We start from the raw sequence: 14,733 nt of genomic DNA, 5'->3' as shown, positions 1-14,733 counted from the left end.
ATTAGCGCTCCCAGAAATAAACAGTTGCAGGTTCCGGTTCCCAAACGCGGGCGGCGTCAATCCCCGGCAGGTCCGCAAACGCGCGGTATTCGGAGGCGAAAGCGACGTAGTCGTCTGTTTCTGCCATGACGGCGGGCTTGCAGGCGATCGGATCGCGCACAACGCCAAAGCCGTTTTTCGTTCCAGTGACAAAGGTAAAGAACCCATCGAGATCCTTCAGCGTGCCTTCCAAAGCCTCGCCAAGCGTTGCGCCATCCGCAATGCGGGAGGAAATGTAGGCCGCGCCCACTTCGGTGTCGTTTTCCGAGCGGGTGAACACACCTTTTTTCGCCAGAACGCGGCGCATTTGGTTGTGGTTCGACAGCGAGCCATTGTGCACGAGGCACTGGTCATCTGCGGTCGAAAACGGGTGCGCGCCCATGGTTGTGACGGCGGATTCTGTTGCCATACGCGTGTGGCCGATGCCGTGGCTGCCCCCCATCTCGCGCAGGTTAAACCGAGCCGCCACATCTTTTGGCAGTCCGATTTCTTTATAAATCTCCATGGATTCACCCGACCCCATGATGCGCAGCCCTTTGTCTTCAAGGAAGGCAATTGCTGCTTTCTCCAATCCGGCGGGGACAGTGAGAACCGCATGTGTGCTGATTGACTTGATCGCCACAGGCCCGTCGATTGCCGCGCACAGCTCGGCGTCGAGATCGGCAAATGCTGTCTCCGGCGTATCCGATTGAACGGTGATTTTGATGCCGCCCGTCTCATCCCCATAGATCGCGATCCCGGCACTGTCGGGGCCGCGGTCGGTCATGGTGATCAGCATATCAGTCAACATATCGCCCAGCTTGGGGCGCAGTTCGTCCTTTTTAAGGAACAGGCCTACAATGCCACACATATATCCCTCCATCAGAGTCTTCGGCCAATCGCCGTCATGATCTGATTAAAAGGAAAACTTATTTCTCATCAAGAAAGTTTTTCTCTGTAGGAGCAAGTTTTTCCATTTAGGAAAGAATTGCCCGCAAATGTCGCAAAATCTGGCGAAGGCGGCGAAGGTCGCACAAAAAACAGACTTCCTTGGAACGCATCATTTTTGTTGAGGGTAGGTGATGATCGAAAGATAGCGCGCAGGAAGCTTAATCAGCGCCTCCGGCCCGTGCGGCGAATCTGCATCGAACAAAAGCGAGTCGCCCGGTTCCAAGATGTACCGCTTATCGCCATGCCGATAGTCGATCACGCCCTCAAGAATATAGAGCAACTCAATGCCCTCATGTTGAAACGCCGGGAAACGGTCACTCTCATTGTCCAAAGTGATGAGATAGGGCTCAACCACAACGCCGGAGTTGTTTGAGCCAATATGCCCCAACAGATTGTATTGGTGCCCTGCGCGAGTCCCAGCACGTTCGATTTCAACACCCTCGCCCGCTTTCACATGCATACAGCCACGCTCTTCTTCAAAACCGGAGAACAGTTGAACCAGCGGCACCCGCAATGCATTGGCAAGGGTTTGAATCGTATTCAAAGAGGGTGAGATCACTCCGTTTTCGATTTTGGACAACATGCCAACCGACAGCCCCGCCTGCCCCGCAAGATCTGCGCCCGTCATACGCTGTCGCTTGCGCAACTCACGCACCTGGCGTCCGATCGCCACTTCAAGGTTCTTTTCACGGGTCTCACGAACTGCATGGGGATCTTGTTGCAGGGTGGTTTGTGATTTTGTCATTCGGAATCCTGTCTCGAAACTGGTCTTAAATCTATGCTCTGTTTACTGCGATGCCGCTTTGGCACTGCGATCTGGGGAAAGGCGTTGATCCCACAATTGTCCAAGCTCTTCCATATGCCGCTTTAAAAGCGGTCCATTCTGTTCAAGCCAGTCCAGGACGGATACGAAGTCTTCAATCCGGGCCTTGCCATCACGGATTGTAACCACGGGCCAATCTCCGACCAAGGCATTATCAATCCCGAAAATTTCCTCCCCCCACCAACGGGCAGGTCCGAAAACATGTGACATCCTGCGCCCGCGTTTCATCGCCGCCAACACCGAGACGGAATTGGTCGAATCCGCAAGTTCAACCGCGTTGTGCCACAGATCCAAGATGGAGGCATATTCCCAACTTACCGCACCCCATGCGCCAGGAAAGCGCGAACAATAAGTATCAAAGAAGGCTTTCGGTTGACGAAAGAAAAACGCGTTATCTGCCAGTTTTGGATCATCGAAGTCCGGGAACTGAAAGACGAAGCGCTCCATGAATGCCGTTGAGGTCCGCGCGATCAGCCGATCATAATTGTCGCCGGTACAAGACAGGATATGGCCCTCAAAGCCGAGCTTGTAGGCGGCTTCGCTCAGAGCCTTGACCATGGGCGGAGGCGAGGAACACCAACAGAGAATATCGGGGGTTTCGACCATCATGGCTTTGACAATACCCAGCGCGTCTTTGGTGTCAGCACTGTATTGGATGTCTTTGACGATCTCGCGTTTTGCCGCCTCAAACCCGGCGCGATAAACAGCCAAAGAGGGCAATCCCATGAGATCGGTTTGGCTACATAGGGCGACACGCTTGGCCTGAGGCTGGGTCCGCGCCAGCCACTCAATACCCGTAACATTGAACAGGGGGTGCACCTCAGCAGGTGCGATCAAATACGGCCGATCCGGTGACAGATCGCTGGGCAACAGGGTCGCCACCAGCACCTTGCGGGACATCAGGTAATCAATCGCCTGCGCCACATCATTTCCGCCGAGCGTCACAATCAGCGGGATGTGATCCTTTTCGACCATATCACGCGCGGCAGTCAAAGTTTGGTCTGGACCAATTGCACTATCATGCACGCGCATTTCGATCTTGTGCCTGCGGCCTCCGACCATCAGCCCACCATGGGTGTTGATCCAGTCCACCCAAATCTTGCAGCCCTCATATCCGGGCAGGCCCCACGCCTGTTCATCCCCCGACATGGGAATCAAAAAGCCAATCCGAATGGGCGCGCGGGTATGTCCGCCCAGTTTCGGTAGAGACCCTGTCACAAGCAGGCGCTGAGAGAGGGAGGAAATGCTCATATTTTCATCGTTGGCCTAATTTTATGATCATCACGGCCAAATGGCCCCTCCAAATATATTCCCACAAAGAAAATTCATTGACCACGAAAAAAGTTGGTTCTTATCTGGTTCATGCCGATTGAACCAATTTCTTAATTCGGTTCAATCCAATGAATTCTAATGTCCAAGGGAGACACTCATGACCAAACGTGTCGCAATTATCGGAGCAGGCCCCTCCGGTCTCGCACAGCTCCGCGCCTTTCAATCCGCCGCGCAAAAAGGCGCAGAGATTCCCGACGTCGTCTGTTTTGAAAAACAATCCGATTGGGGTGGGTTGTGGAACTACACATGGCGCACCGGCGTCGATGAAAATGGCGAGCCCGTGCATTGCTCAATGTATCGCTATTTGTGGACCAACGGCCCGAAAGAGGGCTTGGAATTTGCCGATTATTCCTTTGAGGAACATTTCGGCAAACAAATCGCCTCCTATCCGCCGCGCGCTGTCATGGTCGATTATATCGAAGGTCGTGTGAAAAAGGCAGGCGTCCGTGATTGGATCCGCTTTTCCACCGTGATCCGTTGGGTGGATTACGATGAGGACACAGGCAAGTTTATCATCACCGCCCACGACATGGTCGAAGATCGGATGTACAAAGAGGTGTTTGATCATGTGATCGTCGCCTCAGGTCACTTCTCTTCGCCAAATGTACCCGAATACCCTGGATTTGAGACGTTCAATGGCCGCATCGTCCACGCCCATGATTTCCGCGATGCGCGCGAATTTTCGGGCAAAGATGTGCTTTTGGTGGGCGCGTCCTATTCAGCGGAAGACATCGGATCGCAGTGTTGGAAATACGGTGCAAAGTCGATCACAACCTCTTATCGGTCCGCTCCCATGGGCTTTAACTGGCCGGACAATTGGCAAGAAAGACCTGCGCTGGTGAAGGTCGAGGGCAAAACCGCCTTTTTCAAAGACGGCACCACGAAAGATGTCGATGCGATCATCCTTTGCACCGGCTATCGCCACTACTTCCCATTCCTGCCCGATGATCTACGCCTGAAAACCGCCAACCGCTTGGCCACGGCCGACCTCTATAAAGGCGTCGCCTATGTCCACAATCCAAAGATGTTCTACCTTGGGATGCAGGACCAGTGGTTCACCTTTAACATGTTTGACGCCCAAGCATGGTATGTGCGCGACATCATTATGGATCGCATTGAGGTGCCCACTGACAAAGACGTGCTTCTGGCCGATGTTGCGGAACGCGTTGAGCGCGAAGAACGTCAGGATGATGTGAAATACGCGATCGTCTATCAGGGCGATTATGTCAAAGAACTGATCGCAGACACCGACTATCCGTCCTTTGATGTGGATGGTGCCTGTGAGGCCTTTTTTGAGTGGAAACACCATAAGGTCGAGGACATCATGGGTTTCCGAAATCACAGCTATAAATCGGTCATCACCGGAACCATGGCGCCTGCGCACCACACGCCATGGAAAGATGCGCTGGACGATTCCATGGAAGTCTATCTGCAAAACTGATCTAACATGTGACGCAATGGACGGGCCTTTCGCGAGGCCCGTCTCTCTCCTTTTTACAAGGACAAAAAATGCAAACGCACATTCCCGCAACCCTGTTGCGTCCTGGCCCACCTGCCGCCTCGCGCCCCCGCCGCGCGGCGGCCTATGGGCTTCAATCCAACGAAGAACGCTTCACCGTTCCCGGCTCTGGCGCGACCATGGTCGAACTCGCCCAAGGCGATCAGATCGTGATCGAAAATATCGAAGGCGGTCAACGCTGTGAGCTTGTAAGCGCACACCCAGATGGCCGCTTGGATTGTGGCCTTTTGGGTGTACCTGCTGACACGCCCGCCGATGGCCTCCGCGCGATGCTCCTGTCGCCGCTGTCCGGCTTTGATCGTCTCAAAAAGGGTCTAATCAATCGGAATATTGACCTAAAGAGTGCATCCGCTATCGGTCTTTTTGGCACGAAAAGCCCCGCGAAAGACAGGGTCACCTTTACGGCGCAAGGCCCATGTTGGGTCATCATTGCCGCCCCGGTGACGGGATGGATTTCGAAACGCAAGACACCACAACGCCGCTGCGTGTGATCCTAACCCGTGCCAAATCTCGCCAATCCGGTCAATTCGCCCTGCCCGATCCTTTGGCAGATCCCGTTCAGGATCTGCGGGTCAAATCAGCGACAGCACAGGCCTATTTTGTACGCAAGGGTGAGTTCATCCAGATCCTCGATGTCGATGGTCGCCAATGTACCGATTTCCAATGTTTCGACGCGCGCAAAGCGGATCGTGGCGACTACCTCCCTCTTGATGTCACCACCACACGCACCATCCTCAACCACGCCTACCCAATGCCCGGTCTACACGGGAAATATTTCGATCAGGACATGACGCCTCTCATCGAAGTGGTGCAGGACACCTGTGGTCGGCATGACGCATTCGCCATGGCCTGTTCTGCGAAATATTACGATGACATCGGCTATCCCGGTCATGCCAATTGTTCCGACAATTTCAACGGCGCACTTTTGGCCTATGACATCCCGGCCCGCAAAGGATGGATGGCCGCGAATTTCTTTTTCAACACCCATGTTGATGAACATGGCGTGCTTTTGGCCGACGAACCGTGGTCACGTCCGGGCGATTACGTGTTGTTGCGTGCTCTCACCGACCTGATCTGTGTGTCCTCCGCCTGCCCCGATGACACTTCCCCGGCCAATGGCTGGAATTTGACCGACATTCATGTGCGCACCTATGCCGCCGAGGAACGGTTCAGCCGTTCCGTCGCCTGGCGCGCCACTCCCGACGAGGACCCTGTCATGACCCGTGAAAGCGCGTTTCATCAAAACTTTGCCGAGCTGACGAATGATTTCGTCGAATACCGTGGCTTTTGGTTGCCCAATTCGTTTCCGCAAACCGACGCAGTCGAAGGATATTGGGCCTGTCGTGAGGCTGTCGTGGTCATGGACCTCTCTGCCCTGCGCAAATTTGAGGTCACCGGGCCGGACGCCGAAGCATTGATGAATTGGGTTCTGACCCGCAACGTCGAAAAGCTCGGCGTCGGTCAGGTGGTCTATTCTGCGATGTGTTACGAGCATGGCGGCATGATTGACGATGGCACGCTCTTCCGGCTTGGTCCGGCGAATTTCCGCTGGATTGGTGGCTCGGATGAGGGCGGAGCCTGGATGCGCGAACAGGCCGAAAAGCTGAACCTCAACGTGATGATCCGCGCCTCGACCGATCAGATGCACAACCTTGCTGTTCAAGGTCCGAAATCCCGCGATCTGATGAAAGAGATCATCTGGACCGCCCCACATCAAACGCCAATCTCCGATCTCGACTGGTTCCGTTTCACCGTGGGTCGGATTGGGGATGATCAAGGCGTACCCGTTGTGGTGTCTCGGACGGGCTATACTGGTGAATTGGGCTATGAAATCTTTTGTCACCCCAAAGACGGTGACACAGTGTTCAGGGCCGTTTGGGAAAGAGGCCAAGCCTATGGCATGCGCCCGATGGGGCTTGCCGGACTTGATCTGGTGCGGATCGAGGCCGGACTTGTCTTCGCAGGCTATGATTTTTCCGATCAAACCGACCCGTTTGAAGCGGGGATCGGCTTCACCGTCCCCCTCAAATCAAAGACTGTAGATTTCGTCGGTCGTGACGCGCTTTTGCGGCGCAAAGAACATCCGGCTCGTAAATTTGTGGGGCTTGAAGTCGAGGGACAAAACCACGTTGCCCATGGCGATTGCATTCGCATTGGGCGCGCGCAGGTGGGAGAGGTTTGCTCCGCGATGCGATCCCCGCGGACCGGGCAAGTCATCGCATTGGCGCGGGTCGATGTGGCGCATTCTGAGGTGGGCACCGAGGTCGAAGTTGGCCAGTTGGACGGTCATTTGAAACGCTACAGCGCCACGGTCGCGGCCTTCCCACATTACGATCCCAAAAAGGAACGCCCACGCAGCTAATTCTGGCCAAACGAAAAACAACAAAGTCTCCCTCAAGGGAGGCTTTTCTGTGCGGGGAATTCCCAGGAGTGCGTAGAAAAGTGGTGCCGCTGATAGGACTCGAACCTACGACCCCATCATTACGAATGACGTGCTCTACCATCTGAGCTACAGCGGCACTCTTCTCTGTCAGGCGCTATTGCGCGTGACGTGAACGGGTCTTTATCACCCTCTTTCAAAGGTGTGTAGCCCTAATTTTCGACCTTTGGGTTTTCGTCTTCTTCAACGGGGGTCACATCTACCATACCTTTCGGTGCGTCCCGTGGCTCCTCTTCAATCGGATCGACAAAATCCTCTTTTGGCTCCGGCAATGCACCCACAATCATTGGCAACATTTCGGTGCCTTGCGGCATCGCCACCTCGGACCGCGTTGGTTTACGCCAACTCAGCGTATCAAATCCACCGCAGTGCTCGCAAACCGGCGCCCATTCCGAATGGATCGTTTGGCAATTGTCACAGACCCATTGCGGCCCACGCGGCGCTGTCAGGGCGCGGGTCAACCAGCCGCGCACGACAACATCATCCGCACCCTCGCCGCGTTCAATCGCCGCCAAGATCGTCAGGCTGCGCGACGTCGGATTGATTTCGGCCAAATCGCCCAACGCACGCCGGGCCGCCGGAAAATCTTCGGCCGCGATGTTCAGTTCTGCGGCCAACATTTTCGTTTCCGGGTCTTCCGGGTGGATTTTGGTCAACGCCGCAAAGCGTTTGATCCGTTGCTCCGGCGTTTCATCCGGGACAATCGCAGCGAAAGCCGCGGCCAAATCGGGATGTGGCTGCGCTTCCCATGCTTTTTTAATCACACGGGCCGCCGGGCGCGGCTTGTCGTCCGCAACATATTCTTCACAGGCCATCACGGCGGCAGGAATAAGATCAGGCGACTTTTTATTGGCCTCAATCGCGGCTTCACGCGCTTCAATCGTGGCACCTTTTTCAAACACTCCCTTGGCCTCTGACAGGGCCAAAACCGCATCGCGACGTTTGTGAACATCGCGCGGGATCGCTCCGTGTTTTAACTTGGCCGACAAAGTCGAACGCGCCGCCGACCAATCGCCCTTTTCGGCCTGAAGCCGGAGCAAAATGTCTTGTGTCTCGACATGTTTCGGTTTGAGGGCAAAAGCTTTTTCCGCGAGTTTCAGCGCAGTCGCCGTATCGCCATCCTCAAGCTTCTGCTTCATGATGCCCTGAACGCCAATAAAACGGGTGCGGTCATCCGTGATCAATTGTTTGTAGGCGCGCTCGGCGGTCTTTTTGTCACCCGTCATCACCGCTGCCTGCGCTTTGATCAGGTTGGTCAGCTCCGGCCTTTGCAGATATTTCTCGGCACGCGCGACCTTGGTCAGTGCCATGCGCCCCTCACCCGAGGCCAGCGCCATCATCCCATCCGTCAGGGCTTCAATACCTTTTTTCTGACGATTGCGGTCAAAATAACGCGAGATCGCGGTTTCATCACCCAAAAGGAATTTCACCACAGCGATCAACAGCCCGATGAGCTTGAGTGCCACATAAAACGCAACGATCAAGGCGATCAACGCCAGTACGGCTTTGAGCGGTGTAAGGGTAATTTCGAAGTTCCCAAAACTCAGCTGCGCGCCGCCTTCTGTTTCCATAAGAAGCATGCCGCCATAGGCAAGTGCAGCCACAAGGATGACGAAAAGAACGATTTTAACGAGGGACCAAAGCATGTTTCGCCTACCTTACTGACCAAGCATTTCATTGAGAGCGGTCATCACATCCACCCGTTTTTGCGCCTGTTCGATCCAGGGCTGCATCTCCGTCTGACCTGCCTCTGGCAAAGCCTCAAGCGTGGTGATTGCTGATGCAAACTGACCTTTGCGCACGGCGTCTTCGGCTCGAGACAGGATCGCGTCGGCGTCTTCGCCTTCTTTTGGTTTCGTCGATCTGAGACCAAGTTGCGTTTGAAGTGCGGTGTCAAACCAGCCCTGTTCGCCCGCTTCATAGGCGGCCCGCGACGCCGACATGAGAGCTGCTCTTGCGGCCTCAGGATAGGTGTCCTGCAACTCCGTCACACTGGCAATCCCATCCTGCGCCGCCTCTGTGAGCGCAGCGGGTGCATTCTCGCCAAGCTCACCCAGAACGGAGGCAAAAGGATCACCTGCGTCCACAAGCCTTTGCAATCGTGCTTTTTGTGTTGCGACGGTGGCGGCTTTTTCCTCGGCCACAGACTGTGCTTTGGCGGCTTCAAGTCGCGCAATCTCGCCTGTCAGCAAGTCCTGCATCTCTGCCAATTGACGCTCATATGCGGCTGTCGCCTCAGGCGAGACCACAGCCTCAGCCACGGGGCGCGCTTCCAATTCGGTCAGCCGAGATTCAAAGTTGGACAACTGATCTTGGAACGGCTGAATAACGCTTGTTGGATCACTAGCCGCGACTTGCGTTTCGATATCGGATTTCAAACTGTCCTGCGCCGACTGAACCGCCGCGATTTGATCCTGTGTACCCAATTTCAGATCCGCCAATTGCGCCGACAGATCGGTGATCTTCTGTGTTAGCTCATCCGTGTTGGCCCCTGGGAAAGGCCAGCCCTCAGGTTTGACAAACTGAGCGCCTGCGTAACCGAGGACCACACAAAGCGCGCCCCCAAAAGCGCCGGAACAATACCGCCACGTTTCACAACCACCTTTTCAACCACCGGCTGCGGGGTCACTTCGGCGGGCTCATTCGGGATCTCTTCTTCATCCGGCGTCGGCTCTTCTGTCTCTTCGGGGCCATCCTGATCCTCAGTGACAGGCTCTTGCGCCCCCTTAGTCTCCGGGTCAGATGCCTCACCGACGATCTCAGGCGTTTCAGGCACATCCTCAGTTGGCGCATCGGTTTCCGGCAACACCTGTCCTTCAACCGGCGTATTCTCTTGATCCTGAACCGCCTCCACTTCGGCTTTCACATCATTTTGCGGAGTTTTTTTGTCTCGTGCCAAAAGATCAACCTTTCGAATCCAGAACCAATTTTACAACTGCCTCTGGAACTTAGACCCTGAGGCCCTGTGCCTCAAGCGATGATCAGGTCAATTGCGACGCAATGGCATGCTTCATCGTCGCACCATCGGGATGTTGCGCAACAATAGAGCAAATGGGAGCAGGCCCAGACCATGCATCAAGGCAGGCTTGCGACATCGCGACAAGGGTCAATCGCCCACAGTAGATTTCAAGTCTTTTCGACAGGATTTGTGCAGAGCGCGGAGAATAGAGCGGAACCACGAGCGATTGCGCCTGCGCCACGCTGTTCTGTTCCTCCGATGTCCATGTTCGAGCCTGCTGATCATAGACCACCGCATCATCCGTCTCCAAACCGCCGGCCGTCAATCGGCCTGCCACATCGCCACGCGTATGCTTGCCATGAAGATGGATGGCCCGACACAGCGGTTTTTCCGCAAGATATGCGATCAAATCATCCGCCGACCCCGCAACGGAAACAGCCATCAATCCAATCGACTGAGCCGCCTGCGCGGTCGCATCTCCAACACAATAAGCCGTTAGTTTCGGAAACATCTCCATCGCCGCTTGGGCGGCGTGGCGCGACGTCAGAATGACGGCATCATAGCGCTGCGTGGTGACACTTGGGACGCAAGGTACAATCTCTAAAACCGGCGCTGTCAGCACAGCCGCCCCCGGCACCAATGCGCGCAAATCCTGCGCCAGTCGTGTGGCGTCATCTTGGGGACGTGTGATGAGGACGGTTTGGGGCAAAATCGGTCTCGGGATTGTCTGACGGTTCACTCGGTGATACCTCCCAAAAGACATCAGAACAACGCTCAACGGAGGGCGACCGATGCGGCTGGCTGAGGAAATGCGACACCAGGATCAAATCTCTGTGCTCGGCGCAGGTGCATTTGGGACGGCTTTGGCTATTTCTCTTGCGCGATCGGGGAAGCCTGTCACCCTTTGGGCGCGCTCCACTGACGCCGCTTCATCCATGCAATCCGCTCGCGAAAACCTTGGCCGCTTGCCGGGGAAATCCTTTCCATCCCGCCTGAGTGTCACGTCTGATTTACCTCTGGCCTGCAAAGCGCCCATCCTTCTTTTGGCCGTTCCCATGCAACAGCTGGCGGATTTCGCGACCCAAAATAAGAGCCTAATCCGGCGTAAAAGCCTTATTGCGTGCTGTAAGGGGATTGATCTTAAATCTGATCGTGGCCCTCTGGCTGTTCTTGAGGACGTGGTGCCAGAGGCGCAGTTGGCCATTCTGTCCGGCCCCTCCTTTGCTGTCGATATCGCTGAGGGCTTGCCCACCGCATTGACCCTTGCCGCGCGCGACAAGGGGGTGGTTGAGGCGCTACAATCTGTTTTGACCACCGACAACATCCGCCTGTATTCGAGCCTTGATCCGGTTGGAGTCGAGTTTGGTGGGGCATTAAAGAATGTGATTGCCATTGCTTGCGGTCTCGCCATCGGGGCCGGGCTTGGCGAAAGTGCGCGTGCTGCGCTGATGACGCGTGGCTTTGCCGAAATGCAGCGGCTTGCGGCCCGTGTCGGGGCTGATCCTGCCACGCTTTCAGGGCTTTCAGGATTTGGCGACCTTGTGTTGACCTGCACGTCTGAGAAATCGCGCAACTTTTCGCACGGCTTTAAACTTGGGACAGGCGCCACGGTTGACCCGACCGTTACTGTCGAAGGGGTGGCGACAGCCAGGGCTGTCGTGCATCTTGCGCGCACCTTAGACCTAGATATGCCCATCACAACGACCATCACACAGATTTTGGATGGTCACATTTCGATTTCTGCAGCGGTAGAGGTGTTGCTCTCCCGTCCACTCAAAAGGGAGTAACCCATGAAATACGCTGTCATTTGCACCGACAAACCCGGTTCGCTTCACATTCGTACCGAAACGCGCCAGGATCACGTGGCCTATTTGAAATCCTGCGGCGTGGTTGAGCAGGCCGGGCCATTTTTGGACACAGACGGCAAGATGTGTGGCTCACTGGTGATCATCGAAGTCGACGATCTTGAGGCCGCAAATTCTTGGGCTGCAAATGATCCCTATGCCAAAGCCGGGCTGTTTGCAGATGTACGGATTGAAGCTTGGAACAAGGTGATTGGCTAATGGTATATTGGCTTTTTAAATCCGAAGCGGAAGTTTGGTCCTGGGATCAACAGGTTGCCAAAGGTGACGCTGGCGAGGAATGGAATGGCGTGCGCAACTATCAAGCCCGCAACAACATGCGTGCGATGAAACTGGGCGATCGCGGTTTTTTCTACCACTCGCGCGCAGAAAAAGAGGTCGTTGGGATTGTTGAGGTCTGCGCGCTTGCGCATCCAGACAGCACAACCGACGATGAACGGTGGGACTGCGTCGACATTAAAGCGGTGCGTCCCTTTAATACGCCCGTGACTCTCGCCATGTGCAAGGCCGATCCGCGTCTATCCGAGATGGTTTTGGTCAACAACACACGGCTTTCCGTGCAACCGGTGTCGGAGGCGGAATGGGCTATTGTCTGTGAGCTAGGGGACACCGATCCGGCCTAATGCTTTGATCAAATTGATCTAGCACCGTTTCAACGAGAAATTTCAATAAAAAGGAGGGCCCCGACCCCCGGGACCCTCCACCACCCCACGTGCTCCCTTAGGCACCACACGTGTTCGATATAAGGTCCGGTCCGTCCTGGTCCGTGTATTCAACCTAGGGGTTTTGGCGATTCACCGCAAATCCGAAGTAGCTAGGGTTGAATCAGATTTTGAAACCTCCGATTAACTTGAGTGAGCTGAGCCCAATACAAAACCGCCCCGAACAATCGAGGCGGCTCTCAATAGATCTAAACAAGATCAGCTATAGACGGCTTCTTTGCCAAAATGCTTGACGAGCATGTAGTAGAAAACGGCGCGATATTTGTTGCGCTCAGAACGACCGTATGTGTCGATCACAACATTGATCGCATCCATAAGCTCGGGGCTATCTGCGAGGCCAAGTTTTTTCATGAGAAAATTGGTTTTGACCGTTTCCAGTTCGCCGTCTTGCGAAGCTGCAACTGTGGACGCATCTTCTTTGTAGATCGCAGGCCCGCAACCAATGGTCACCTTGGTCAACAAATCCATGTCAGGTTCGACGCCGCATTTGGATTTCAGATCCTCTGCGTATTTGGCGATCAGATCGTCACGTTTTCCCATTTTATTCTCCCACCATTCAAAGTGTTATGTCGTTATTTCAGAACCTAACGGAGGCTCGGGCAAAGCCTAATGGGATCACAGCGCTTTAAAAAGGGAAAATTTGGCGGATGAACTCATAATGAAACCGCCCATGTTTCCATGAGCGGTTTCTGTCTTGCTTTTATGTTTGGCCTCAGTAGCGGTAATGCTCGGGCTTAAACGGACCTTCGACAGTCACACCGATGTAATCCGCCTGGTCTTTCGAAAGCTCAGTGAGTTTCACGCCGATACGAGCAAGGTGCAGGCGTGCCACTTTTTCATCAAGATGTTTCGGCAAAATGTAAACTTGGTTCTCATAGGTGTCGCCATTGGTCCAAAGCTCAATCTGCGCCAACACCTGGTTGGTGAAGGAGGCGGACATCACAAAGGACGGGTGGCCCGTCGCGTTGCCAAGGTTCAAAAGGCGGCCTTCAGACAACAGAATGAGACGCGCACCGGACGGCATTTCGATCATGTCGACCTGATCTTTGATGTTCGTCCATTTGTGGTTTTTAAGCGCAGCAACTTGGATTTCATTGTCGAAATGGCCAATGTTTCCAACAATGGCCATGTCTTTCATTGCGCGCATATGCTCGATGCGGATGACGTCTTTGTTGCCCGTGGTGGTGATGAAAATGTCGGCGTCACCAACAACATCCTCAAGCACAACCACCTCAAACCCATCCATAGCAGCCTGAAGCGCGCAGATCGGATCAACCTCGGTGACTTTCACCCGCGCGCCTGCTCCACGCAACGAGGCGGAGGAGCCTTTACCCACATCGCCATAGCCACAAACAACGGCCACTTTGCCGGCCATCATCGTATCGGTCGCGCGGCGGATGCCATCCACAAGGCTCTCTTTACAGCCATATTTGTTGTCGAATTTGGATTTGGTCACCGAGTCATTCACGTTGATCGCCGGGAAGGGGAGTTGGCCTTTTTTCACCAGATCATAAAGACGATGGACGCCTGTGGTTGTCTCCTCGGAAACGCCAACAATCTGACCACGCATTTTGGTGAACCAGCCCGGGCTCTCTTTCATGCGTTTTTTGATCTGGGCAAAAACTGCGACTTCTTCCTCAGAGGTCGGCACTTCGATCAGATCGGTTTCACCCGCCTCAACGCGCGCACCCAACAGAACGTAAAGCGTCGCATCCCCACCATCGTCCAAAATCAGGTTCGGCCCCTCCGGGAATTGGAAGGAACGGTCGAGGTAGTCCCAATGCTCAACCAAAGACTGACCTTTGATGGCAAATACCGGCACGCCCGCCTCAGCAATGGCCGCCGCTGCATGGTCCTGCGTTGAGAAAATATTGCACGAGGCCCAGCGCACATCGGCACCAAGCGCCACGAGCGTTTCGATCAACACAGCAGTCTGGATCGTCATGTGCAGCGAGCCAACAATACGGGACCCTTTGAGCGGCTTGCTTGCGCCAAATTCCTCGCGCAACGCCATCAGGCCCGGCATTTCGGTCTCTGCGATATCCAACTCTTTGCGCCCAAAAGCGGCGAGCGCGATATCTTTCACGATGTAATCGGTGCCCATCTT

13 protein-coding genes, 1 tRNA gene and 1 pseudogene are annotated in these 14,733 nt (G+C 54.8%); 5 read left to right on the top strand and 10 right to left on the bottom strand.

What is annotated here, in order from left to right; all coding sequences use genetic code 11:
- Position 1: 1 nt before the first annotated feature.
- The 3 genes from DA792_RS16930 to DA792_RS16920 form a co-directional block, all read right to left on the bottom strand.
- Positions 2-889 carry a class II glutamine amidotransferase gene (locus tag DA792_RS16930; protein WP_107722749.1) on the bottom strand — a complete coding sequence of 296 codons (888 nt, stop codon included), beginning with the start codon at positions 887-889 and terminating at the stop codon, positions 2-4.
- A 189-nt stretch (positions 890-1,078) separates the two neighbouring features.
- Entirely contained in the window at positions 1,079-1,714 is a 636-nt protein-coding gene (locus tag DA792_RS16925; RefSeq protein WP_107721356.1) for a helix-turn-helix domain-containing protein, read from the bottom strand.
- A gap of 42 nt (positions 1,715-1,756) precedes the next feature.
- Positions 1,757-3,043, bottom strand: a complete 1,287-nt coding sequence (locus DA792_RS16920; RefSeq protein WP_107721353.1) for an ABC transporter substrate-binding protein — start codon at positions 3,041-3,043, stop codon at positions 1,757-1,759.
- Between the two features lie 178 nt (positions 3,044-3,221).
- On the opposite strand from DA792_RS16920, the gene DA792_RS16915 reads away from it, so the two are divergent.
- Positions 3,222-4,565: an NAD(P)-binding domain-containing protein gene (locus DA792_RS16915; RefSeq protein ID WP_107721351.1), complete on the top strand. Its 1,344-nt coding sequence runs from the start codon at positions 3,222-3,224 to the stop codon at positions 4,563-4,565.
- 68 nt (positions 4,566-4,633) lie between these two features.
- Positions 4,634-7,005: pseudogene (locus DA792_RS16910) on the top strand (DUF1989 domain-containing protein).
- An 81-nt stretch (positions 7,006-7,086) separates the two neighbouring features.
- On the opposite strand, the gene DA792_RS16905 reads toward DA792_RS16910, so the two are convergent.
- The 5 genes from DA792_RS16905 to DA792_RS16885 all read right to left on the bottom strand — a co-directional run bounded on the left by DA792_RS16905 (position 7,087) and on the right by DA792_RS16885 (position 10,781).
- Positions 7,087-7,162 (bottom strand) — tRNA-Thr (locus DA792_RS16905).
- A 73-nt stretch (positions 7,163-7,235) separates the two neighbouring features.
- Positions 7,236-8,729 carry a heme biosynthesis protein HemY gene (locus DA792_RS16900; RefSeq protein WP_107721349.1) on the bottom strand — a complete coding sequence of 498 codons (1,494 nt, stop codon included), beginning with the start codon at positions 8,727-8,729 and terminating at the stop codon, positions 7,236-7,238.
- Positions 8,730-8,741: 12 nt separating this feature from the next.
- Positions 8,742-9,632: a COG4223 family protein gene (locus tag DA792_RS16895; protein WP_159075304.1), complete on the bottom strand. Its 891-nt coding sequence runs from the start codon at positions 9,630-9,632 to the stop codon at positions 8,742-8,744.
- Complete coding sequence (locus DA792_RS16890) at positions 9,554-9,982, bottom strand: hypothetical protein (RefSeq protein WP_107721345.1); 429 nt, start codon at positions 9,980-9,982, stop codon at positions 9,554-9,556. The genes DA792_RS16895 and DA792_RS16890 overlap by 79 nt, the downstream gene beginning before the upstream one ends.
- A gap of 82 nt (positions 9,983-10,064) precedes the next feature.
- Positions 10,065-10,781, bottom strand: coding sequence for a uroporphyrinogen-III synthase (locus tag DA792_RS16885; protein WP_159075303.1), 717 nt, complete (start codon positions 10,779-10,781; stop codon positions 10,065-10,067).
- A 52-nt stretch (positions 10,782-10,833) separates the two neighbouring features.
- Between DA792_RS16885 and DA792_RS16880 the strand changes: the two genes are divergently transcribed.
- Genes DA792_RS16880 through DA792_RS16870 form a run of 3 tightly spaced genes read left to right on the top strand, consistent with a single transcriptional unit; the run spans position 10,834 to position 12,527 of the window.
- Complete coding sequence (locus DA792_RS16880; RefSeq protein WP_254679297.1) at positions 10,834-11,829, top strand: NAD(P)H-dependent glycerol-3-phosphate dehydrogenase; 996 nt, start codon at positions 10,834-10,836, stop codon at positions 11,827-11,829.
- Positions 11,830-11,832: 3 nt separating this feature from the next.
- Positions 11,833-12,105, top strand: coding sequence for a YciI family protein (locus tag DA792_RS16875; RefSeq protein WP_107721341.1), 273 nt, complete (start codon positions 11,833-11,835; stop codon positions 12,103-12,105).
- The gene (locus DA792_RS16870) at positions 12,105-12,527 is read left to right on the top strand and encodes an EVE domain-containing protein (protein WP_107721339.1); all 423 of its coding nucleotides are present in this window, start codon (positions 12,105-12,107) and stop codon (positions 12,525-12,527) included. Before DA792_RS16875 ends, DA792_RS16870 begins: the two co-directional genes overlap by 1 nt.
- Before the next feature lie 297 nt (positions 12,528-12,824).
- Here the strand turns inward: DA792_RS16870 and DA792_RS16865 are convergent, their stop codons facing one another.
- Positions 12,825-13,166 (bottom strand): DUF2853 family protein, encoded by a 342-nt coding sequence (locus tag DA792_RS16865; protein WP_107721337.1) that lies wholly within the window; start codon positions 13,164-13,166, stop codon positions 12,825-12,827.
- Positions 13,167-13,338: 172 nt separating this feature from the next.
- Positions 13,339-14,730 carry an adenosylhomocysteinase gene (ahcY, locus tag DA792_RS16860; protein WP_107721335.1) on the bottom strand — a complete coding sequence of 464 codons (1,392 nt, stop codon included), beginning with the start codon at positions 14,728-14,730 and terminating at the stop codon, positions 13,339-13,341.
- Between the last annotated feature and the right edge of the window lie 3 nt (positions 14,731-14,733).

Source organism: Celeribacter baekdonensis (assembly GCF_003047105.1).
In the GTDB taxonomy this organism is placed as follows: Bacteria; Pseudomonadota; Alphaproteobacteria; order Rhodobacterales; family Rhodobacteraceae; genus Celeribacter; species Celeribacter baekdonensis_B.
Note: the sequence above shows the minus strand (reverse complement) of the source record. Positions and strands in the feature narration are given on the sequence as shown.

Bases quoted from the DNA above. Each gene is read 5' to 3' on its own strand.
- DA792_RS16930 (WP_107722749.1), bottom strand. From the start codon at position 889: ATGTGTGGCATTGTAGGCCTGTTCCTTAAAAAGGACGAACTGCGCCCC.
- DA792_RS16925 (WP_107721356.1), bottom strand. From the start codon at position 1,714: ATGACAAAATCACAAACCACCCTGCAACAAGATCCCCATGCAGTTCGT.
- DA792_RS16920 (WP_107721353.1), bottom strand. From the start codon at position 3,043: ATGAGCATTTCCTCCCTCTCTCAGCGCCTGCTTGTGACAGGGTCTCTA.
- DA792_RS16915 (WP_107721351.1), top strand. From the start codon at position 3,222: ATGACCAAACGTGTCGCAATTATCGGAGCAGGCCCCTCCGGTCTCGCA.
- DA792_RS16900 (WP_107721349.1), bottom strand. From the start codon at position 8,729: ATGCTTTGGTCCCTCGTTAAAATCGTTCTTTTCGTCATCCTTGTGGCT.
- DA792_RS16880 (WP_254679297.1), top strand. From the start codon at position 10,834: ATGCGGCTGGCTGAGGAAATGCGACACCAGGATCAAATCTCTGTGCTC.
- DA792_RS16875 (WP_107721341.1), top strand. From the start codon at position 11,833: ATGAAATACGCTGTCATTTGCACCGACAAACCCGGTTCGCTTCACATT.
- DA792_RS16870 (WP_107721339.1), top strand. From the start codon at position 12,105: ATGGTATATTGGCTTTTTAAATCCGAAGCGGAAGTTTGGTCCTGGGAT.
- DA792_RS16865 (WP_107721337.1), bottom strand. From the start codon at position 13,166: ATGGGAAAACGTGACGATCTGATCGCCAAATACGCAGAGGATCTGAAA.
- ahcY (WP_107721335.1), bottom strand. From the start codon at position 14,730: ATGGGCACCGATTACATCGTGAAAGATATCGCGCTCGCCGCTTTTGGG.